Annotated in this window: 21 protein-coding genes and 1 pseudogene; 16 read left to right on the forward strand and 6 right to left on the reverse strand. The window is 43.1% G+C overall.

The genetic code is table 11. The annotated features are described in order from the left end of the window. Positions 1 to 138: 138 nt before the first annotated feature. From ACWHX8_RS19900 to ACWHX8_RS19910, 3 genes are all read left to right on the forward strand, one after another. The gene (locus ACWHX8_RS19900) at positions 139 to 873 is read left to right on the forward strand and encodes a TenA family transcriptional regulator (protein WP_447969877.1); all 735 of its coding nucleotides are present in this window, start codon (positions 139 to 141) and stop codon (positions 871 to 873) included. A gap of 90 nt (positions 874 to 963) precedes the next feature. Further along, positions 964 to 1305, forward strand: a complete 342-nt coding sequence (locus tag ACWHX8_RS19905; RefSeq protein WP_447969878.1) for a hypothetical protein — start codon at positions 964 to 966, stop codon at positions 1303 to 1305. A 51-nt stretch (positions 1306 to 1356) separates the two neighbouring features. Further along, on the forward strand, positions 1357 to 2724 hold the full coding sequence (locus ACWHX8_RS19910; RefSeq protein ID WP_447969879.1) for a hypothetical protein: 1368 nt from the start codon (positions 1357 to 1359) through the stop codon (positions 2722 to 2724). Positions 2725 to 2861: 137 nt separating this feature from the next. On the opposite strand, the gene ACWHX8_RS19915 is transcribed toward ACWHX8_RS19910, so the two are convergent. Further along, a complete protein-coding gene (locus ACWHX8_RS19915) occupies positions 2862 to 3068 on the reverse strand; it encodes a type II toxin-antitoxin system VapC family toxin (RefSeq protein WP_447971937.1) in 207 nt (68 codons plus the stop codon). Positions 3069 to 3109: 41 nt separating this feature from the next. Next, the gene (locus tag ACWHX8_RS19920; protein ID WP_447969880.1) at positions 3110 to 4039 is read right to left on the reverse strand and encodes an alpha/beta hydrolase; all 930 of its coding nucleotides are present in this window, start codon (positions 4037 to 4039) and stop codon (positions 3110 to 3112) included. 466 nt (positions 4040 to 4505) lie between these two features. On the opposite strand from ACWHX8_RS19920, the gene ACWHX8_RS19925 reads away from it, so the two are divergent. From ACWHX8_RS19925 to ACWHX8_RS19970, 10 genes and pseudogenes are all read left to right on the forward strand, one after another. After that, complete coding sequence (locus ACWHX8_RS19925) at positions 4506 to 5177, forward strand: hypothetical protein (RefSeq protein WP_447969881.1); 672 nt, start codon at positions 4506 to 4508, stop codon at positions 5175 to 5177. A gap of 376 nt (positions 5178 to 5553) precedes the next feature. Next, positions 5554 to 5886 (forward strand): type II toxin-antitoxin system RelE/ParE family toxin, encoded by a 333-nt coding sequence (locus tag ACWHX8_RS19930; RefSeq protein WP_447969882.1) that lies wholly within the window; start codon positions 5554 to 5556, stop codon positions 5884 to 5886. Further along, on the forward strand, positions 5883 to 6188 hold the full coding sequence (locus ACWHX8_RS19935; RefSeq protein ID WP_447969883.1) for a helix-turn-helix domain-containing protein: 306 nt from the start codon (positions 5883 to 5885) through the stop codon (positions 6186 to 6188). Before ACWHX8_RS19930 ends, ACWHX8_RS19935 begins: the two co-directional genes overlap by 4 nt. 343 nt (positions 6189 to 6531) lie before the next feature. Next, positions 6532 to 6897: a type II toxin-antitoxin system RelE/ParE family toxin gene (locus tag ACWHX8_RS19940; RefSeq protein WP_447969884.1), complete on the forward strand. Its 366-nt coding sequence runs from the start codon at positions 6532 to 6534 to the stop codon at positions 6895 to 6897. Then, positions 6894 to 7226: a helix-turn-helix domain-containing protein gene (locus ACWHX8_RS19945; protein WP_447969885.1), complete on the forward strand. Its 333-nt coding sequence runs from the start codon at positions 6894 to 6896 to the stop codon at positions 7224 to 7226. The genes ACWHX8_RS19940 and ACWHX8_RS19945 overlap by 4 nt, the downstream gene beginning before the upstream one ends. A gap of 462 nt (positions 7227 to 7688) precedes the next feature. Further along, positions 7689 to 7940, forward strand: a complete 252-nt coding sequence (locus ACWHX8_RS19950) for a type II toxin-antitoxin system ParD family antitoxin (RefSeq protein WP_447969886.1) — start codon at positions 7689 to 7691, stop codon at positions 7938 to 7940. Position 7941: 1 nt separating this feature from the next. Further along, a pseudogene (locus ACWHX8_RS19955) lies at positions 7942 to 8231 on the forward strand (type II toxin-antitoxin system RelE/ParE family toxin). A 368-nt stretch (positions 8232 to 8599) separates the two neighbouring features. Further along, the gene (locus ACWHX8_RS19960; RefSeq protein ID WP_447969887.1) at positions 8600 to 8884 is read left to right on the forward strand and encodes a ribbon-helix-helix domain-containing protein; all 285 of its coding nucleotides are present in this window, start codon (positions 8600 to 8602) and stop codon (positions 8882 to 8884) included. Beyond that, positions 8868 to 9173: a type II toxin-antitoxin system RelE/ParE family toxin gene (locus tag ACWHX8_RS19965; protein ID WP_447969888.1), complete on the forward strand. Its 306-nt coding sequence runs from the start codon at positions 8868 to 8870 to the stop codon at positions 9171 to 9173. The genes ACWHX8_RS19960 and ACWHX8_RS19965 overlap by 17 nt, the downstream gene beginning before the upstream one ends. A gap of 613 nt (positions 9174 to 9786) precedes the next feature. Continuing rightward, positions 9787 to 12120, forward strand: a complete 2334-nt coding sequence (locus ACWHX8_RS19970) for a hypothetical protein (protein WP_447969889.1) — start codon at positions 9787 to 9789, stop codon at positions 12118 to 12120. Between the two features lie 255 nt (positions 12121 to 12375). Here ACWHX8_RS19970 and ACWHX8_RS19975 read toward each other — a convergent pair whose 3' ends face one another. After that, positions 12376 to 12795: a recombinase family protein gene (locus ACWHX8_RS19975; protein ID WP_447969890.1), complete on the reverse strand. Its 420-nt coding sequence runs from the start codon at positions 12793 to 12795 to the stop codon at positions 12376 to 12378. Positions 12796 to 12895: 100 nt separating this feature from the next. Between ACWHX8_RS19975 and ACWHX8_RS19980 the strand changes: the two genes are divergently transcribed. Then, on the forward strand, positions 12896 to 13138 hold the full coding sequence (locus ACWHX8_RS19980; RefSeq protein WP_447969891.1) for a type II toxin-antitoxin system prevent-host-death family antitoxin: 243 nt from the start codon (positions 12896 to 12898) through the stop codon (positions 13136 to 13138). Further along, positions 13135 to 13551 (forward strand): PIN domain-containing protein, encoded by a 417-nt coding sequence (locus tag ACWHX8_RS19985; RefSeq protein ID WP_447969892.1) that lies wholly within the window; start codon positions 13135 to 13137, stop codon positions 13549 to 13551. Before ACWHX8_RS19980 ends, ACWHX8_RS19985 begins: the two co-directional genes overlap by 4 nt. Positions 13552 to 14168: 617 nt before the next feature. Here ACWHX8_RS19985 and ACWHX8_RS19990 read toward each other — a convergent pair. Further along, positions 14169 to 15113 carry a nucleotidyl transferase AbiEii/AbiGii toxin family protein gene (locus tag ACWHX8_RS19990; RefSeq protein WP_447969893.1) on the reverse strand — a complete coding sequence of 315 codons (945 nt, stop codon included), beginning with the start codon at positions 15111 to 15113 and terminating at the stop codon, positions 14169 to 14171. Further along, positions 15103 to 15699 carry a hypothetical protein gene (locus ACWHX8_RS19995; protein WP_447969894.1) on the reverse strand — a complete coding sequence of 199 codons (597 nt, stop codon included), beginning with the start codon at positions 15697 to 15699 and terminating at the stop codon, positions 15103 to 15105. The genes ACWHX8_RS19990 and ACWHX8_RS19995 overlap by 11 nt, the downstream gene beginning before the upstream one ends. Before the next feature lie 1091 nt (positions 15700 to 16790). Between ACWHX8_RS19995 and ACWHX8_RS20000 the strand changes: the two genes are divergently transcribed. Beyond that, positions 16791 to 19340, forward strand: coding sequence for an AAA family ATPase (locus ACWHX8_RS20000; RefSeq protein WP_447969895.1), 2550 nt, complete (start codon positions 16791 to 16793; stop codon positions 19338 to 19340). A gap of 365 nt (positions 19341 to 19705) precedes the next feature. On the opposite strand, the gene ACWHX8_RS20005 is transcribed toward ACWHX8_RS20000, so the two are convergent. Next, complete coding sequence (locus tag ACWHX8_RS20005) at positions 19706 to 20314, reverse strand: recombinase family protein (protein WP_447969896.1); 609 nt, start codon at positions 20312 to 20314, stop codon at positions 19706 to 19708. Between the last annotated feature and the right edge of the window lie 45 nt (positions 20315 to 20359).

Below are 20359 nucleotides of genomic sequence, written 5' to 3' on the forward strand. Positions count from 1 at the left end.
CACGTCATCCACTCGGTCACCCAATCTGGCCTTCCTTTTGCTTCACTCAACTTTAACGAAGCTATCACCGTGACAAGGCCGTCATAACTGACATGGCCCCTTTGTCAGTATGGACCTCAGATAGGCAAGAGGAACGCGATGTTGAAAGCCGTCGAAACCGCCATCAATTCAGGCCGTTACCCACAGTGGATTCAGGATATCGTCGTGGAGACAGAACAAGACGCACAAGCTGCGGCGAAGCATGAGGCTTGGCTCCGATTTAGTGATGGGACCATTCCACAAATTCAACATCGGGCTTTGCTCGTGGGATTCTGGCCGCTAATCGAACGTTTCCCACAATTTCTTGCTCTCAATCTTTTGAAATGTTCCTACGGAGAACAACCAGGGCTTAACACAACTCGTGGTTGGTTGATCAATAATCTTCGCATCGAGCAACGGCACGTCGAGATGTATGAAGATTGGGCTCAGTGCTCGGGTATTCCACGAAAGAAATTGTTTAGCGCCCAGCGTTCAAAGGCAGCCATCGCTGTGACAGATTGGTGTTGGCATGTTTGCCAAGATGACGGATTAGCCGAAGCCATGGCGGCAACAAGCTATGCGATCGAAGGCGTGACAGCGGAATGGACGCAGATGGTCTGGGAAAGTCCAAACTATAAACTCTTTTTTGCCGAGAGACAGCGCAAAAAGGCCATGAAGTGGATTCAAGCTCACGCGGCATATGAAGAAACACACCCCGTAGACGCCTTAGACCTTATTTACAATCTGCTCGGGGATTCACCGGAGGAATCGAAGGTACAAAGAGTCAAACACGCCATACAAAAAAGTTATGACCTCTACGCCCTAGGACTTGATGCGGGGATGGCAACGGCCTAAGGCCGATCAACACAGCAGGCTCATGAAATGAATATTAAAAATATTTCATCTCATTTTTCTTTCATATTCTTATAACAAGGAGGACATATTATGGTTGTGACACACGAAGTTAGCACCTATCGGGTCTTGATGATTAGCGGGTATAGCGGAGGAGGCGGCAATCAAATCGGGTTCGTGTATTTCAACGATCCCACAGGGAAATACATTGGATATGTGGGAATCATCAAAGACGGCCAACCGCTGCCTGCAAACACTCAATGGCCCAATGGCATCTTGAATATTTATTTTCATGAAGCCGAACTGGTTGCCCTACTCGACACGCTTCGAAACGAGCGCCCGGTGTCGGTTCAATACCATACCACCCTCAAATGGGGATCCGTCGGCACAGGCCAAGAACCCGTCGGAGAACAAGAAATACCGGCGACGCCCTAGAGTGACCAAAAACTTATCTAATATTAGTGAAAGACGCCTAAGAGTTGAGTGATGCAACTGATTCTAAAAGTAATCATTCTTACGTTCATACTGACATTTTGGACAATTACTAGTTATGCAGAAGAAGAACAGTCAGAAAATGGACAAGAAGAAACAGAGGCAGATAACCAAAATCTTCAATCGACAGAATTATCTAGTAACTACTTCCTAACGGTCGATGGTCGATACAATGTATCGCGATGGGATCCGGGATGGCTGGACAATATCCTGGACTTTGAAACCAAAGGACTACAAACTTATGGAACTCGTTTGGCTCTAGGCTATAAAACAGATCAGCTTCTCACTCTCACCTACGAACTGCCGTTGAACGACACTCCAGATCAACAAGACCTTCTGAATTCAAACAAGACAAGCAATACAGGAATTAAAGGTTTAGTCCTCGACATACGACTTAAAACACTTTCTTATCTAGGAGGTCTTGCACAAACATTCCTATGCTCATCAGATTATCAATTATTTTGTGAGGGCAAGAACGATTCCGAATACACATTTTCGAATTTTGCAGTTGATCTCCTTTCTTCCAGCGACCTGCAACTCACAAAAGAACGATTTTTCGGGCGAGCTATAGCCGAAAGACCTTTTCAATTTATTGATAGAAATGCAAGCGTATCGATCAATCAACAGGGGAACATCACTATACCACCCGGTGACGTGCAAAATGTAGAAACGGGAGAAAGCGTTCGGTTTAGCACAACATTTAAGGATTTGGAATATACAATTGACCTTGTTGACCTTGCCAATAATATAGAGGCCAGACAAAACCCCAATATTCCTGTACAAGATTTTCATTTAGACGGAAAGGGTTATAGCAACTACAATCTTTGGACTTTCAAGCTTGGCTACTATCGGTCTACTTGGAGAAGACCATCATCAGTTGGTCAAGTATTCAATCTCAACAATGGTTTGCCTGTGATCTTTGGATCTGAATTTAAAACACAGGGAGCAGTTCTCACTTTTGGATTTCGTGACCATGATTATCAAAGCCCGGGGAAAATCCCTTGGTGGCGCATTAATATAAGATCCGGGATATCCAACAAAATAAGAAATGCTGTACGAGACGTATCAGATACCCTTTCTAAACGTGAATCGTTTACGTTTACCGGATTAAAACTCAACCTGTGGTACAATGTTTATCCCGTGAATTGGCTAGGACCCGTATTTAAAAAATACACTAAATTAGAACTGCCGAAAGGGTTATTCGTTAAATTTGGAGGGCTTGTTGACTGGCGCACATGGCAAATTCAGAAAAGCCCTAGCTTCAATTTTAAGGTAAATATGGTGGATGCAGACCTTCTTTTAAGAGGGTTTGTTCTTGTAGGAATCCACTTACGCTGCCCCACAAGTATTTGCTCTTCATAGTCGAAAGCAATCTTATTCAACAATCAAAGAACACGCCATCGTTATATACATAGCAGGTAGGAATTGAATCTAGGCCAAAAGAATTCGCGTGCTGCTTCTGTCTATCGTAAGAGAACAACCCAACGTTCAGTGGAAGATTAATGGAGTCTAGTCAATGCCCGGTCATTCGTCACAAACCAGTCAACGTGTTGCACGGGTGCGGTGGCCAGATGCAAGGCATCAGGGATTCGAAGTGAGGATTCGGCCAAAAGCCGTGACGCGTCAAAGGCTATGCGAGCGTTCACTTCGATGAATTCGAGATTTGGAAAATGCGTCAGCAAGCGAAAGACACTTTGTGCTCTAATGACATAGGTATTTTGTCAATCGAAGAAACCACGAAATGCTGTCAATTCATTGCTGTCGAGGAACGATTGGCTTGAAGGGGAGGAAGCGTATGCTTCCAAAATGCCACGACACGGTGTTCATATTCATCCGGGGAAGTTTCCCAGCCCTTTCCATGTTGCGCTTTAACTTTCCAGAGGGTTTTGGGATTCCGGGCCGCTTCATACAACCTGTCGACGGAACCTGGAGGGATAAGATCATCCAACGTGGTGTCAATTAAGAACACCGGACGCGGACTGATGCTGGCAATAACAGAGGCCGGATTGATCTCTTCAAAATCAACACCCAAGCGAGCTTGGCAGATTTGTTTGCTTATCGTTAAGAACGGAAATTTAGGTAGGCTTACCCCTTCTTTTTCATGCTGAAACGCATAATCAATCGCGCTGTGCAAGTCCTTGAACGGACTTTCGGCAACCACCCCTTTCACTGCAGGTGTATTCGCCGCAGCCAGAATCGCTGTTACGCCGCCTAACGACGTGCCTTGTACGCCAATTCGTTCGGGATCGACATCTGAGCGCGTAGTTAAATAGGCAATTGCAGCTTCGACATCTTTGGTTTCCATAGCTCCGAATGTGGAATGCTCTCCTTCGCTGTCCCCGCGATAACGTAAGTCCACGAGAAACACCGAATAGCCGGCTTTGTGTAAATAGGCGGCGTCGGGCAGCATCCACGCCCGCGATCCCCGACGTCCATGCACTAGCACAATAGTCGCCCGGCTGTTTCCGGTAAAAAACCACCCGGCTAGCTGCAAGCCATCCTGACTCGGAAATCGAATGTGTACAGGTGACGGAAGCGCAAATTCACTGAGAAGGTATTTATCGGGCACACGAACCGGATGAATACCCTGGTCGCACCCAAGCCAACTGCCGCCAACCGTCGCTCCAGTGGCCAGAATAAGAATAACCACTCCAATCCAAATTGAAAGACGACGCATGGCAAACCTCGTTAACGCGATGATCGATTTGAGAAAGGCGGAAGTATTAGAACATTTTCGGACAAGAAGCAAGGGGACAAGATACACAATCGAAAAATTTCACAATTTCTGTCGTACAGCAATAACTATTTGTAAGGACTTTTCATATCTCTCAACCTCACGTTTCTCACAATTAAATTCTCAAACAGTTTGCCATGTCATCTTCAAAAAGACTTCTCCAAGGTATCCATTCCGATACATCCTCGTATCAAAATGGATACACGTGTGCTTGACTCTTTGATTTTGATGAACACGACTTCCACAAATTTCGTTAGAACTTTGGTGCTTCGTCTACGCGCCCATCAGTATTGGCTTATTGATTGCGTAATCCCTAAACGATCACCTTAATATACGTGTCATCTTTCCAGCCATGGAATAACGCTGACACATTTTTAATAATCAAGCTAATCAACGATAGGAGGGTATCATGACCACACGAACGATTTTGCTCACTTTCCTGTTATGTCTGGCTTTGCCAGGGACTGCCGCCGCTGCCGTGGTTGGATTCACGTTTGTGTTTGACGAGGGTCCACTGGCAGGACAGACGGGGAGCGGGACCTATGAAGTGGATGGACCCGCCAAGCCATCGGTGACTTACTTCGCCGATACAGGTCTGCTTGCGTTTGACGTCGTTATTGATGGCGTGGAGTTTTCTGTTTCAGACGACACAGCCTTTCCCCATTTGCCTGGAATAAGGGTGTACGACAACAAGGTGACGCAGCTGGATTATAATGCAGAAATTGACCCACCCGGTGGACCTGAGCTTAATTTCTTTATCTATCCAGATGGGGGGAATGGCCCAGTTAACTACATACATTTTACACCTCTAGATGGAGAACATAGTTATGGCTACTTCACGTCGTTTGTATTGCTTGACACCGAACCCGGAGGTCTCGGTAATTTCCTGCCTGGATCAGGGGGCATCGGTGGTTTCAAGTTCGAACCGGTGCCTCCCCCAAGTCCTGGCATCAATCGCACCCTGTCGGCCCGAGCCAGAAAGTATGGAGTGACCGTGAGTGAATTGTTTTCACTCATGGACCGCAGCGGTTGCACACGCAGGTGTGAGGCAGACGGCAACAGAACACAGAAACCTCAATAGGAGTCTTAGCTACTGATCTACTGATGTTCATACTTTTTTAAAGGGAAACGAGGGAGCAGCAGGAAAAAGAAAGTCCGCCTTCGTCATTTGACGATGACGGACAGCCTTGCTTTTTCATATGAGTGGGATTGGTAGTCCGCCTGCGCGTTGTAGCACCTTGACGCGGAAACATGAAACATTCGTGAAGGCTGTCGCGCCCGGCAGGAGTAAGTTCAAACTCGTTGTTCGAAACTCTCGAAGAATGGAACCAGATACTTCAGGACAGATCCTTAAAATCCACTCTCACTCCTTAAGCGCAAATGGATAGTTCTCGTTGAGAACTTTCTTCTTGACCAAATAGTTCTCAATGGGTACCATATAAATATACAGGAAATTAATGATTACCATTATCGAAACGGCACAATTTATTAAAAAGTCAAAGCAAATCATGACCCAAGCAGAAAAGGATGATTTGCTTAACACAATTGCGAGAAGCCCCAAAGCGGGTGAAGTTATTCCGAAGACCGGCGGCGTAAGAAAGCTTCGTGTAGCCAGGGAAGGACAAGGCAAAAGCGGTTCTTTTCGGTTGATTTATTATTACTACGATAAGAAAAACCCTGTATTTCTTTTCACGGTGTACGGAAAAAACGAAAAGGCCAATATCACGGATGCAGAAAAACACGCCTATTATAAAGGCATCCAAATATTGAAAAAGGAGATGAAGCCATGACAAAAGCTGGTGATGAAATTATGGCAGGAATCAATGACGCCATTGACTATATGCGCGGTGACAAAACCAAAGGCCGCGCTCACTACATTATCGCAGCCGACATCGACGTGAAAGCCATACGTGAAAAGACCCGTTTAACACAAGAGCGTTTTGCTGAAACTTATGGATTTAGTCTTTCCACACTAAAGAAATGGGAATCAGGCAACCGGCATCCGGAAGGTCCGGCTAAAGCCTATCTCATGGTGATTAACGAACGGCCCAATGTTGTGAAAAAAGCCTTGGAAAATATTACGGCAGCATAAGTGAAGCTGTGGAATGAGGATCAAAAAGTTTCCCTATTTTTTCGAGCTCCCTTTTCGCCTTTACTCATGGGGATTCTCAAATATTTCGTTACTCAAATGCATGTTTGGGTACCAGCCGTTAAATGTCAGCTTACTCCCTTAAATTCAAATAGTTAGAAATACTAACGCGTCTAACAGGAGAAAGTTCGAACTCTCTGTTCGAAATTCTGGAAGAATGGAACCAAGTTCTTCAAGGAAGAACACTAGCAGCCTACGTAGCCCCTAACTAATAAATGTTTATATTTGAGGCATTTTCTTGCGTACATGACAATTTTGTCATACCATGAAGTAAAGGAGTGCATCGTTGCCGGAAAAGAAATCGATCCGCCCTGTGATATGGGTAGGGGACAGTAAAAAGCAATTAAAGAAAATGCCAGATGAAGTGCAGGATCAATTAGGCGGCGAATTGTATTTGGCTCAGATCGGCTTGATGCCGCCGCATGCTAAACCATTTAAGAGTGTCGGGAGCGGTGTGTTTGAACTCAGGGATGATTACGTAAGCGATACTTATCGACTTGTCTACGCAGTGCAAATTGGGAAACGGCTCTATGTGTTGCATGCGTTTCAGAAAAAGAGCAAGACCGGGATTGCCACGTCCCAGAAGGACATTGATCTGATTGCCAAACGATATCGTGATGCGTGTGACCTTAAAAAGGAGTACGAGACATGAAGAAAAAAGGCAAAATCGAATTTGAGGAAAGTTCCGGCAATATCTTTGCTGATCTAGGCCGGAAGGATGCCGATGAACTATTTCTACGAGCACGGCTTGGAGCACAAATTCTTCTTATTCTGCAAGACCGTGGCTTGAGCAAACAAAAGGACGTGCAGGAAGTCTTGGAGATTGGCCAAGCGGAAGTGTCCAAATTGTTAAATGCTCGCTTTCACCGGTTTTCCGAAGGGCGGCTGATGAGTTTTCTGAATAAGCTTGATCAGAAAGTGACCGTCAAGGTCAGACCAAGACGCAGAGGCGAAAAGCCTCAAGAGGTGGTCTTTGCTTAACAGAAATGATTACTGTCTATTCAACAGTTTTTGAGATTTTTTCGAACTGCCTATTCGCCTCTGTTCACAGGCCTTTGAGAAGATTTGGTTGCTAAAAATTATGATTGGACACGCACCGGTAAATAGCCATTTTCTCTTCGAACATCGACTAGTTAAAGATACTGACGCGCCTGAACGAAGCCACCTCGAACAAATTCTTCCAAATTTTGGAAGATTGGAACTGCATTCTTCAAGACGTTTCAATCGATCTTAGACCACCCTTTACCATCATCACCTCGGGAGATAGAGCGGCCATCCATGCGAGAACAGCTATACGCTCTGGAACCTGAGTTATAACGATCCCCAGAATGCTAAGCCTTTCTTTTACTTTTCTGTAATTTCATGATCTTCGTCAAGGAGAAGAAATCCTTGCAGGACATACCATATTATGGTATCTATTAATATAGAAAGGAAGGTGAGACTATGGCCAAAAATACCAGTATTATTCTTGGTGAGCATTTTGATCAGTTCATTAGTACCCAAGTTCAAGAAGGGCGTTATGGGTCTGCGAGTGAAGTGATCCGTCAGGGGTTACGGTTATTAGAAGAGCATGAACAAAAAGTCATTGCACTGCGACAAGCCCTCATTGATGGTGAAAACAGCGGAGATGCAGGACGGCTCGATATGGAAGAAATTAGGAAGTCGGCGAAAAAGAAAGCGGGTTTAAAGCGGTAGGATGATCGAGATACGCAAAACCGCACTTGCCAAAAACGACCTTGAAGAGATTTGGCTCTACAGCTTTCAAGAATGGGGAGAAACCCAAGCGGATACCTATCATGATCACCTCACCCAAGTGATAGAACAACTGAAGCACAACCCGCAACTTGGAAACCCTGCGACCATGTTCAGGCAGGATATCGAATGCTTCAAGCTAAACGACATATGATTTACTATCAACTCCATGACGACCATCTCATGATTATTCGCGTCCTACATGAGCGAATGGAACCCACCAAACACTTGTAGAACTTCCACAAAATCTGAGCACGTCACTCAGAAACCGTTTAATCAAAAGACTGTAGAAACAAAAAAGCCTCTCCCCATTATTCAGGAAGAAGCTCAACAAAGAATGACATTGATAATAAGAAACGATTTTCAACTCTATAGCGAAACCAAATAACTTCCAACCGAAATACATCATGAACACAGCGCAAAACACACGCCGTACAGACGGAAGTATATTGGAACGGCTATAAGCGAACTACTTTATCCACCAGCCAAGGATCAGAAGCCTTCAATAACTGTAAATGCTATTTTCCTTCCCTACATGCCTTAATCATGATATGATTAGGTATGTATTATGATTATAATCGTATCACGCTAAGAGTATCACTATGAATATTAGATTTCCAGACGTAGATGAACACTACATCAAAGCCAAGGTCGATGCCGGATTTTATATGAATGAAACCGAGTTGGTTCGTGATGCGGTTCGCCATATGCGCGAGGAAGACGAACGCAAAAACCAGTTTTTGTCCGCTATCAAGGTCGGACAGGATCAGGTAGCCAGCGGGCAACACCGCGAACTCACGCCGGACGTTCTAAACGAGCTACGACAAACCGCTACACGGAAAATTCAAGTAGGACACAAGCCCAAATCTGATGTCCTCCCGGAATAAATACACCCTCTCCCTCACTCAAGAAGCAGAAAGCGATTTTATCAATATTCTGGTTTATACCGCTCAAGAATGGGGTGGGGAAAAACTGCAAGAATACGATGCCTCCATTTGTCATGCGCTGGATGTTATCAAAGACAATCCCTTTCTGGGTTACCGACATCCATTGTTAACCGAAGAGCATCGATGTTTTACTGTGCGCAAACATGTCTTGGTCTATCAGATTAAAAATTCCCATATCTATGTGCTGCGAATACTGCACCAACGCATGAACTTTCCCAGCCATTTATAAACATTTCATTGGACTTCTCAGCCAGGAAACGTACATGCATTCTCACTTCCGTGTAGGGCAGTCGTCAGATTAGTGCGTTCGCCAGGAATTACCCTGACAGCAAATCGAAGACATTCAAACTGCTCTCTTTATGTTTTTGGAAAGAGTGAAGGAGGGTAAAGCAGTAGTGGCGCGCCCGGAGAGACTCGAACTCCCAACCCTCGGTTCCGAAGACGCACCTGAAGACAATACGACGAAGGATGATGAAGTGTGATTAAGGCTCCTAAGCCTTCGTAAAAACGGTAGATTTTCTATTTTAAAGTGCTATGATTGATGACTGAGGTAGATTCAGAATCGGGACCAAAACCGGGACCGAACCGGGAGTAAAACCGGGATCAGGGTAACTACTTGGTCCCATTATAGCTATAAATTTAAATCGTCCTTTTCATTACGCTTTTACTCTGTAAATAAAATTCCCAAAATTTAAAGGTCTAAGTCTTCTATGTATGATTCCATGACAGAGTTCCACGCAAAGTTACGCCTAAGACCTACTCGAATCGGGTTTCTCGTCAAGCCTTCAGATAAGTCGTCTATATGCAAAATAATGCGAATAAATACCTGTCTTTGGGGTGGGATGTATAACCCGATAATCCCTATTTTTCGGGTTTCTCCCAAAGAATGGAAATCCGATGGTCTTGAATATTTAAGGGGTTATGAAATAGCGAAGGGATATATTCGATTCTTCGAACCAGATGTCTATGTAGAAGCCGAAGAGGGTCTTCTAGAGAAAGCTGGACTAGCCGCCCTCAAATCAGATACTTCGCTTAATCGTGCAGTGGTTAGCTTGAACGAATTTATGGAAAAAGAAGATCAAGGATTGAATGAGCCACATTTTGGACAAAGTATTTTTGACATACTGAAACACACATATGAAAACGAACGGCGTTTTACTCTCAAAAACGAACGTCCGGCTATTATAGCTTCCAGCAAGAATGATCTTTTTGCACACGCCTGTATAGGTGTTTATCCAGAAGGCAATGGAACAAAATATCTATCAGATGAGTTTCGCGATGTATTTAGTCCTGAAGAAGTGGATTCTTGCGCTGAAACATGGTTGAAACTATTTAGTAATGGGGTGATTTCTCCATTACGTATTACTTTCAATCATATTGAGAAGCAGAGGTACTGGCATCATAAACCAATTATTTATCTGTTTGACCCAAATAACTCCGTAGACCTTATAGACCTATGGAACTTAAGAATTGAACCATCCCCTGTATTCCCAGTCCCCATAAAATGGTTTGATGATTTATCTGATTTTTTAAGAAATCTAATCAGTCGCAATCACCGCCATCTGAAAGATAATCCCCATGAGGTCATGCATTATATGACAGTGGAAATAGCAAGATCGGTTACTAAGAGTAAGGCCAAAGAAATAATATCGCCTGCGTTTGATGAGTTACCCCAAGAATCGTGGCGCTTCAAGCTGTGTCGAAATCCAATCTGGCATGCCCCATTTGACGACATACACGGGCCCAAGTATGAAAGAATGAAATTGTCGGTATCAGAAAAGCAAGTTCGCCTCCCAGTAGTAAAGAATGGTCATATTTATTCGAAGTTCGAAACTCTCTCTCCATTTTTTGCTCAAAGATTCAGTGGTTCAAGATGTCGTTGGGCAAATGTAATTGTGCCTAATTCTTACAGCGATCATGAAATAGCCACGGTGATTCCACACAATACTTTTGATCGAAGTTGGCCTCGCCTTGGTATGGGAGGCGAGAATTTCTGCATAAGTCGAGAGGGTTGGGTTTTTATGCAGGACCACAAAGATTTGGAACAACCACTAAATTTTCTAAGGAATGATCAAGCTTTTATGGAATGGCTTGAGGAACATCACATTATAGCTAATCTGTCCGAACCAGGTCGAATTGCGAAGCAAATGCTTAATAGTTTGAAAGGTTTCTGGGGATTAAATCTGGTAAACGATCCTCAGATGGTTAGGTTCATTAACAATCATGCGATGAGCACGAGACGCCAAGGAGGTGAAGGTGACTCTGTCATTCAAGAAGAATATTTCACTGGTAGAGCAGCTTCCATAAAACAATGGCAATGTCAAATAAGCCAACTCAACCCAAAACGTATTTCTAAGTTAGATATTTCAGAATATATCAAACGCAATGTGATAAGACTCGGGCTCGAGACTGATTGTAGTCATTGCGGTGCCAAAAACTGGCACGACTTAAATGAAGTGGCCTATGTGGTGAGGTGTGAGCGATGTTTAAAGGACTATGATTTTCCACAGGCCGATCTAAGAAACAAAAATGAAAACTGGAAGTATAGAGTAATTGGACCATTTGCCGTCCCGAACTACGCACGGGGTTCTTATTGCGCCCTATTAACGATAAAAGCACTGAGCGAATTAAGAACGAGGGGGTTTGATAAAGCATTCAATTACTCAACAGCCTTAGATCTTGTTTCTGGTGATAAGAAATGTGAGATCGATTTCGCACTTTGGACCGCGGACGATAATAGACATGATTCCTATAGTGACCCTAAGTTGATTATCGGCGAAGCAAAGTCTTTTGGCAAAAACACTATCAAAGAAAAAGACATTTCCCAGCTTAAAATAGCTGCAGAATTGCTTCCCGATTCTGTAATTACCATTTCTGTACTGAAGGAAAAATTCTCAGATGATGAAATAGCTCTTTTAAGAGAGTTTATAGGTTGGGCAAGAAAGCCTATAAAGCATGAGCCAAGGCATTGGGTAATTTTATTAACTGGGACGGAGCTATTTGCAGAACTTGGTATCAGAGATGCTTGGAAGAAAAAGGGTGAACCTTTTAGCAGGTATTCTCATTCCCATTCCTCACGCACACTCAGGGATCTTTCTGACTCTACCCAAGCAATATATTTGAAAATGTCCAAGTATGACACTTGGCCTCGCAAAAGAAGAATTTCCCGTCATTGATTTCCTAGTATATTTTAAATTTAAGACATTCCGTTAAAAGAGAAATGTTTTTCTTAATTCAGTTGTTGGTAATTTTAGTTGATATTCGGCCTGCGTATATACTCTATTCGCGTACCTTGCGATTGGGATTGAGTTGTAGTTAACAGATGGAAAATAGCATCCACAATTTCGTAAACCGTAGGTCTGACCGACATTAACATTCTGTTCAACTTTGCCTTTAAATCATTTGATTTAAGGACAGGTTGTAGCCTACTGCTAAGTCGTTGAAATCTTTGTTGTTGAGGAGTTCAAATTTTTGCAGGATTTATGGACAAGGGATTTAGAAATTCTTAACGTCTTTCCAATATCTCTCAACGATACACCTTGATTTCTCATGCTGTGGATTGTCTCTATGAGTCGCCCATCAATTACAGGACGCCTTCCTAATTTCTTACCTTGATCTTTGGCTTTCCGTAAGCCTCCTTTAATTCGTTCCACAATAATGTTGCGCTCTAACTCTGCAATCGCGCCAACAATGGTGAAGACAGCTTTTCCCAATGGAGAGCTTGTGTCAATATTTTCTTGAAACGAGATGAAATCAATTCCAAGGTGGCGAAATTCTTCTAAGGCCGTGATGAGATGTTTGGTTGAGCGGGCAAACCGATCAAAACGCCAACACAGAACGGCATTCTCCATAGAGACCTCAAACAAATTGTCGAATCAAAAAGAAAATTTGTCGGACGTTCCTGGCCGTGCTATAATAATCTAGACAATCTAGCTATATATGGAGACAGACATGGAATGGAAACTTGCTGAAGCCAAGAACCGATTTAGTGAACTGGTAAATAAAGCTCTTCTAGAAGGTCCGCAGTTAGTATCTCGCCGTGAAGAGAGAGTGGTTGTGATCTCTGAAAATGACTACCAGCATCTGACGGGAGAAAAACCCAATTTTATTGAATTTTTGCTTTTAGGAAACATGGATCTAGAAGGGGTAGACTTCAAACGGGACCGATCTTTATCTAGAAAAACTGAACTATGAGAGTCTTACTTGATACGTGTGTCGTCTCTGAATTATGGCGGAAGGGTGGGTCTGAAAAGGTTCGCAAGCGTGTTTCAGCCTTGAAAGCCGAGGATAGCTTTCTATCCGTCTTGACTGTTGGCGAAATCACCAAAGGGATCCACCTGCTTAAGGAAAGTAAAAAGAAGCGTGACCTACAACACAAACTCGCCTTACTGGAAACTCAATATCAGCAAAATATCTTGAATATCGATCTTGAAATAATAAAACTATGGGGAGAGCTCCTTGCCGTTACCCAGAAGAAAGGAAAGCAGACTCCTGTTAGTGACGGCTTCATCGCTGCAACAGCCACGCGCCATGGCCTTCATATTATGACCCGAAATGTTTCTGATTTTGAAGGAACAGGCGTTATGCTGATCAATCCCTGGGAATAATTTCCTGAGAAATGACTACCGTCTTCCCAAATGTTTTAACTATATCTTCGAACCTTGCAAACACCCCCACCAGACAGCCTTTTCGATAAATATGAAGCATGGCTAGTATGAAATGGTCTTTAAGGACCACGATTCTTCAGAGCACTTCGTTGACACCCGCATTCACACATTGACCATAAATTTATAACTCCCATTGAGTTCTTTTTTCCTTGACTAAATAGTTCCCATTGGATGCCATATAAATGTGCAGGAAATTCATGACTACCGTTATTGAAACCGCACAATTTAGAAAAAAGGTCAAACAAATCATGACCCAAGCGGAAAAGGATGATTGGGTCTTTAACTGCTAAATACCATTTTTGCTTTAATATCAACCTGTTAATGATGCTGGTGCGCCCGGAGAGACTCGGACTATTTGTTTGAAATTCTTGAAGAATGGAACAGGATTCTTCAGGGAACATTTTTAAATCTCGTGTATCTCCCTAAACGCCAAGAATCGTTGGTTAACTTCGCGGTCTTTCCGGGAAAGTATTCAACGTCTTCATTTTGGACGCGTCTGACTATTCCGAACAGTAGGGGACTCTTGCCTTCCTAGAAAATCAGATAAGGGAGAAAAGTTATAACCTGTCTGCATGTTCCCGGATTTTGTCCATGATCTGATCAAAACTGGGTGGGGTCTTGTAATAGAGAGTTTTCATATTCTGAAAGGCTTCCTCATATTCCTTGCGGATCGAAGGGTTCCGTAAAAGAAAGGCTTCATTTTCTGTAATAAGGGGATTGTCCCCCGAGCGAAAACGTTTGTCTTTATGCGCCTGATATTCCGGCGTGCTCACGAAGGCCTGGACCTCCGGTACATCAAGTAAACAATACACATCATAATAATGCCGTATGAAGTTGATGGGAAATGCCCCGCTTTCTTGCTGGGTACGGTATTTGGTTGAGAGAGTTTGCAGTTTTTCCACCAATGTATAGCCAGGATGATAGCAGGGAACGCTTTTGGCGCGATTATCGTTTACTTCAACTTTTTCTACCGCATAATCATAGGCCCAAGAACTGATGTCTTTGGCGATGTTCGGGATAACATCATCGAATCCGACTTCAAGTAGGATACCGTCTTTCAACCCAGTCAAGAATCCAACTTCATTGTTGTACATCAGACGAATTCCCCCACTCCGATATTTGTCATCATCAAAACTCTCATCGCGTGATACCCTTACGATACCGTCAATGATGATGGTCTCTGCCAGCCAGGCATAGAATGTCTTCCGGCTTTCACAATGAGCCGGTTTGTTCTGATTATGACCGGTCTTAACCTTTCTCTGCACAGGGGGATCGATACGGAGGTCAATGTCCTCTGAAAACCGGTTGATAATCCCAAAGCCTTTCGAAAGAGAAGTGCCGCCCTTGAGTTCAAAGGTGAGCCCCATTTGCTGCAACCCATATAGGCAATGCATCACCCAGTAATCTTTTTCGACAAGAACTGGATCAAGAGATTGCTCTTGCCCGACAATACGGATCAGGTCAGAGAAATCGGGATGATGATGAAGATAATTAGGAGGCACCGTGCACTGTTGCCTCCCTCAGTACAATGGGAAAGAATTTTCTGGCCCGTACACCGCCATACTCACGCACGGCTTTAGATAAACTTCGCCGATCTGCAGACGCCGCTTTCTTTTTTACCCGAGCCAGCACCGCATCCTGGTTTTCCGCTAATCGATCCAGGTTATTGACCAAATCGACGAGCAGGAATTCCTGGCTCAACGATTTCGGGAAATGTGGCTTCAGCCGGAAGTCAAACATGCGCCCTCCCAGCGTAAAGCGACCATGACGCTTATGGTTATAGACCACCGTTTCATTATAAAGCTGGGTAGTTCCCACACCTAATGCGTTATAGGCGTTGGGGGAGGTCAACAAAAATCTGTGATCTTTCAGAAACGCTTCAACCAGTATTTCATCCTCTGCCGGGGCCTCCCCGAAAACGGTTTTCTTCGGGCAGTAATAGAGCCCACCAGAAAGCTTGGTTAGAGTTCCGTCTTCATGCAACTGCTTCACATGCCGATCCACGGCATTCGACCATTCAGCTAGCTGGGCCCGCCGGTAGACCTGTCCCGGACGCAAATGTTTTCTCACTTCATCTAGCTTTGTCATGTCATTCACCTTACTCTCAAGCATACAGGAAACCAATATAAAATGCAAATATTTTAATTTAAAATTCATGCATTTTAGGACTTATAACACCACCTTTTACTTACACCGAGCAATCGCACACGTAACTTTCGGCTTATTACAAACACTAGACACCCTTTCATTTCCGAAGGCCAAACTGCATCCTGACCGACCAGTCTTCTGATTACCCCAACGTAGAGGGGGACAGGACCTTCGCGACCGCGTTAGAAACTACGAAAAGTGAAGTTCCCCGTCCAAAGGGCCGGGCTTCTCAAAATCCATGCAAGAGAGTTTGAGGGAATCTGCCCTCCAAGCCTCCGAAAAAGAATGCCATGCATCTCCGTGTAAAACACGCGGCCTTCTGGCATGAGTTAATAACTTTACAAATCAGAAGATTAGGAGGCGGATAGCGTAGGGGATTAGGTGTAGAAACGAAATTTTAGCTTGTACAGCCTACGTTTTTAGAGGTTTCCCTCTAAAGTCACGATAAACTGGCGCGCCCGGAGAGACTCGAACTCCCAACCCTCGGTTCCGAAGAAGCATCTGAAGGTAATACGACTAATGATGATGATGAGTGATTAAGGCTCTTAAGCCTTCGTAAAAATAGTAGATTTTCTATTTTTAAGTGCTATGATTGATGATTGAGATAGATTCAGAATCCGGACCAAAACCGGGACCGAACCGGGAGTAAAACCGGGAGTAAAATAAAAGTAATATGCCTTAAGAAATTTAGCTATGCGTACCTCATGAAAATCATCCAAAGTAGAAGCAGCTAACTCTTAATCAGCGGGCCACAAGTTTGCTCCCTGCTCAGTTAGGAATAAAAACTGGGCTCATAGTGGGAGAGGGTGGTCAGGTCAATAATGGCCGATCTCCACCCAGGCTGTGTGAAAACTCGAAATTTTCTGGATTCAGGGGGTCCCTCACCCCTTGCTCATCCTGAGATCGTCATATACAAGCGATCCTCGAAGGCTAAATTTTTAGATCCAAATTTTATACGGAGTTTTCACACAGCCTGCACCCAAAGCGGGCATTTTAACGCGATTAATTACCCACTTGTGATTGAGAGAGATATGGACGGAATTGAACGCATAAAAAAAATTCATAATTTGGGGATTTTCTCAGATTTTTCATGGCCAACTGAACCGTCAGGCTTGAAGTTTGACCGAATCAATTTGCTTTACGGCTATAACGGCAGCGGAAAAACTACACTTTCCAATGTAATAGGCCTGTTTTCTTATGAACTTGAAGAGCTGGAGCAAAAACGTATTGCGCAGGACATGGCCTCTGATCCAATGAAAGATGTAGAGATTGAAATTGAATGCGAAAGCAAGGTAGCGAAGTTCCCCAAAGACAGACAAAAGCTTTATGTTTTTAATTCTGCCTTCGTGGCTGAGCATGTTTATGACGGCAGGCAAGCAAAAGTAAAATCTTTCAAAAGCGGTGTACTCACAAAAGAGCAGTTCTCAAATCAGGCTTTAAAAACTATTGCCAGTGATATAGATGCGGAAAATAAACGGAAAGGCATTATTGAGGGTTATCAAGAAGCTTTGGTTGCCCTAGGGCTAGATATTAAAAATGCTCTCTCTAAAACATGGAACGAGAATATTTCTAGCAACCGAATGCCTCAAGGTCTGGACTTGATTAACTGCCCAGATCAAGTGCCAGATGAAAGTGAAGAAGATCTCCAAAAGGCATTGGAAGAGCAGTTTTCAAAATTCAAGATTTCCAAAGATCAAGAAACGCTTGAAAAAGATATTGTTTTTCTCAAACAAATTTTAGGGTTTGATTCAGAGTTTCCGGATACCCTGAAAGAGACAATTCAGAAATCCATATCAAAAGCGGCGCGTGAAAAGGTTCAGCAGAAAATTGAAACCTATAAAGACCGCGCCCTCAAACATACTTCCACACAAAACTGGTTTGAGGATGGTTCCAGCCTTCTAAAGCATAACAAAGACAAGAGCACTTGTCCTTTATGCGATAGCGCTCTTCTCAATATTGGAGAACTTATTGAGTCCTATGACGCCTTTTTTAATGACGAACTGGCCGCGCTAAAGATGGAAATCGCAGTCATAATTCGATCCATTGATAGTGCATTGGAGGAGACGCAAAGAAACCAACTTGATCTCGCCAGATTGCAAACGATCCTTGTGCGATATGGCTATCAGGATATTCCTTCCGATGCAGAAAAAGAAGCATTTGAGCGTTTGCACCTTCAAACGATGGAAAAACTTTTGCAGGCGGGAAAAGAATTATTTAAAACCAAAAGGGATGCTATTGATTTTACGCCTTCAGAAAAAGACTTGAATAAAATTGTAGAGATGCTAAGTATTTTTCGACAACTCAAAATGGATGCTGCGACTCTTCTATCGTTCAAAGAGTTTGTTCTGGAAAAGTTAACCAATTCCCGTTTTGATGCACAAACCGCCAGAGCAATCTGCGCCAAATTATTTTGGAAGAGATTTGATTTGCAGGCTGAAGAAAAGGCTAATAGATGGCGGAAAGAGGACGGGCTTCGAGAAGAAGGTCAAAGGCTCGTAATAGGGGAGCATACCGGCGGGATAGCACTGTATCGTTTCCTTAATAACCTTTTGCAAAAAACCAAGCAAGTGATTGCTGAAAAGGAAGAGCAGAAAACTGCCGAGCTATCCAACCTCAAAAAAGAGTCAGAATATGTTAATGCGTTCCTAGCGCGACTATGTGTTACAAACTTTACAATCAATAAAGATGACGAGGGAAAACTTACGATATATTACACAGGCGTGTCTCCTAGAAAGGGAATTCAGTATTCCTTGAGCGAAGGAGAAAAAACAACTCTCGCTTTTGCTTATTTCTTGAGCAAATATCAATATGAGGTTATCGACAACGAAAGCGAAAATCAAGAAGATTATATGATTGTCGTGGATGATCCCGTTTCAAGCCTTGATGAAAACAGGCTCCTTTCGACGGCTCTTGTTATTCAGGATTTCCTTTTGCCGAAAGCAAAATCGACCGGAGAAGATGGTAACAAAGTTATGAGCTGGAGTGGTACAAAACAGGCATTCGTTTTTAGCCATAATATTATTTTCTTGAAATTTATGAGCAATATTATTAATTCCGATCAAAACAAAGGCAAAGCAGATTTTTATCTTGGAAAAGGCAATATTTCATCCCTGCCAAATGTCCTGAAAAATTATCAAACATCTTATTTCTACAAGTTAGATAAAATAAAGGCGTTCGTGAATGATGATATAGATTATGAGAGTGCAAAAGATTATCTGCCGAATTACATCCGTGTGACTTTAGAAGCATTTATATCTTTCAAATTTGCGCGTCTGCGAGGAAGAGACAAACATAAGCCAGCTATGCTGGATGATCTTATCAAGAAACTCGATGGCTATAGTTTTACGTCTTTCGCCCCTGCCGGAGAAGTTGTTTGTAAGGACACTTTGAAGTTGGTACTTCATCAGATCAAAAACAAGGTTAATCCAGAAAACCACGGAACGGTACAAGATATAACACACATAGAATATCTGCCAGAGTCGGAGCTTAAGATAATTGCTGAGCAAACTTTGAATGTCATTCAATTTTTGGATCAAATCCATTTTGAGGCGGCAGAAAAATTACAGAAACTGACAACTTGATGTTCTAACCGTTATTAATAGCTGAATGTTTGTTTATGGCCCAGGCTGTGTGAAAACTCCGTATACAATTTGGATTTAAAAATTTAGCCTTCGAGGATCGCTTGTATATGACGATCTCAGGATGAGCAAGGGGTGAGGGACCCCCTGAATCCAGAAAATTTCGAGTTTCCACACAGTCTCGGCCGTTTCCGGCCATCGCATTCAGTTGGAGTTTCAATGTTATCTCGTCAAAATTTCATCTCAAAAAATCATACAGGGGACAGGTCTTATAAAATACAAAACATTTACAGTTAATAGATTCGCAACTTTAAGCCAATCGAATCGTCCCCAAATCATTTGTTTTAAAGACAGGTTGTAGCCTACTGCTAAGTCGTTGAAATCTTTGTTGTTGAGGAGTTCAAATTTTGGCAGGATTTATGGACAAGGGATTTAGAAATTTTCAAAGTCTTACCAATATCTCTCAACGATATACCTTGATTTCTCATGCTGTGGATTGTCTCTATGAGTCGCCCATCAATTATAGGACGCCTGCCTAATTTCTTTCCTTGATCTTTGGCTTTTCGCAAGCCTCCTTTAATTCGTTCCACAATAATATTGCGCTCTAGTTCTGAAATTGCGCCAACAATGGTGAAGACCGCTTTTCCCAGTGGAGAGCTTGTATCAATATTTTCTTGATAGGAGATGAAATCAATACCAAGATGTCGAAATTCTTCTAAGGCCGCGATGAGATGTTTGGTCGACCGAGCAAATCGATCAAAGCGCCAACACAGGACGGCATCGAACTTTCGTTTTCTAGCATCATCCCAAAGAACATTAAGCGCAGCACGATTATCACTTGTTCCGCTTACTGCTTCATCACAATACTCTTGATAAATAGCAAGGCCTCGTTGCTGGCAATAACTTCGAAGGTCTAATAGCTGCATAGTTACAGATTGCTCACCTGTTGAGACTCTTGCATAGATAGCCACTCTCATTTATTCACAGCTAATCCTTCAAGAAATTCATTAATCTTTCTGAAT

The organism is Nitrospira sp. M1, assembly GCF_965152605.1.

Bases quoted from the DNA above. Each gene is read 5' to 3' on its own strand.
- ACWHX8_RS19900 (WP_447969877.1), top strand. From the start codon at position 139: ATGTTGAAAGCCGTCGAAACCGCCATCAATTCAGGCCGTTACCCACAG.
- ACWHX8_RS19905 (WP_447969878.1), top strand. From the start codon at position 964: ATGGTTGTGACACACGAAGTTAGCACCTATCGGGTCTTGATGATTAGC.
- ACWHX8_RS19910 (WP_447969879.1), top strand. From the start codon at position 1,357: ATGCAACTGATTCTAAAAGTAATCATTCTTACGTTCATACTGACATTT.
- ACWHX8_RS19920 (WP_447969880.1), bottom strand. From the start codon at position 4,039: ATGCGTCGTCTTTCAATTTGGATTGGAGTGGTTATTCTTATTCTGGCC.
- ACWHX8_RS19925 (WP_447969881.1), top strand. From the start codon at position 4,506: ATGACCACACGAACGATTTTGCTCACTTTCCTGTTATGTCTGGCTTTG.
- ACWHX8_RS19930 (WP_447969882.1), top strand. From the start codon at position 5,554: ATGATTACCATTATCGAAACGGCACAATTTATTAAAAAGTCAAAGCAA.
- ACWHX8_RS19935 (WP_447969883.1), top strand. From the start codon at position 5,883: ATGACAAAAGCTGGTGATGAAATTATGGCAGGAATCAATGACGCCATT.
- ACWHX8_RS19945 (WP_447969885.1), top strand. From the start codon at position 6,894: ATGAAGAAAAAAGGCAAAATCGAATTTGAGGAAAGTTCCGGCAATATC.
- ACWHX8_RS19950 (WP_447969886.1), top strand. From the start codon at position 7,689: ATGGCCAAAAATACCAGTATTATTCTTGGTGAGCATTTTGATCAGTTC.
- ACWHX8_RS19960 (WP_447969887.1), top strand. From the start codon at position 8,600: ATGAATATTAGATTTCCAGACGTAGATGAACACTACATCAAAGCCAAG.
- ACWHX8_RS19965 (WP_447969888.1), top strand. From the start codon at position 8,868: ATGTCCTCCCGGAATAAATACACCCTCTCCCTCACTCAAGAAGCAGAA.
- ACWHX8_RS19970 (WP_447969889.1), top strand. From the start codon at position 9,787: ATGTATAACCCGATAATCCCTATTTTTCGGGTTTCTCCCAAAGAATGG.
- ACWHX8_RS19975 (WP_447969890.1), bottom strand. From the start codon at position 12,795: ATGGAGAATGCCGTTCTGTGTTGGCGTTTTGATCGGTTTGCCCGCTCA.
- ACWHX8_RS19980 (WP_447969891.1), top strand. From the start codon at position 12,896: ATGGAATGGAAACTTGCTGAAGCCAAGAACCGATTTAGTGAACTGGTA.
- ACWHX8_RS19985 (WP_447969892.1), top strand. From the start codon at position 13,135: ATGAGAGTCTTACTTGATACGTGTGTCGTCTCTGAATTATGGCGGAAG.
- ACWHX8_RS19995 (WP_447969894.1), bottom strand. From the start codon at position 15,699: ATGACAAAGCTAGATGAAGTGAGAAAACATTTGCGTCCGGGACAGGTC.
- ACWHX8_RS20000 (WP_447969895.1), top strand. From the start codon at position 16,791: ATGGACGGAATTGAACGCATAAAAAAAATTCATAATTTGGGGATTTTC.
- ACWHX8_RS20005 (WP_447969896.1), bottom strand. From the start codon at position 20,314: ATGAGAGTGGCTATCTATGCAAGAGTCTCAACAGGTGAGCAATCTGTA.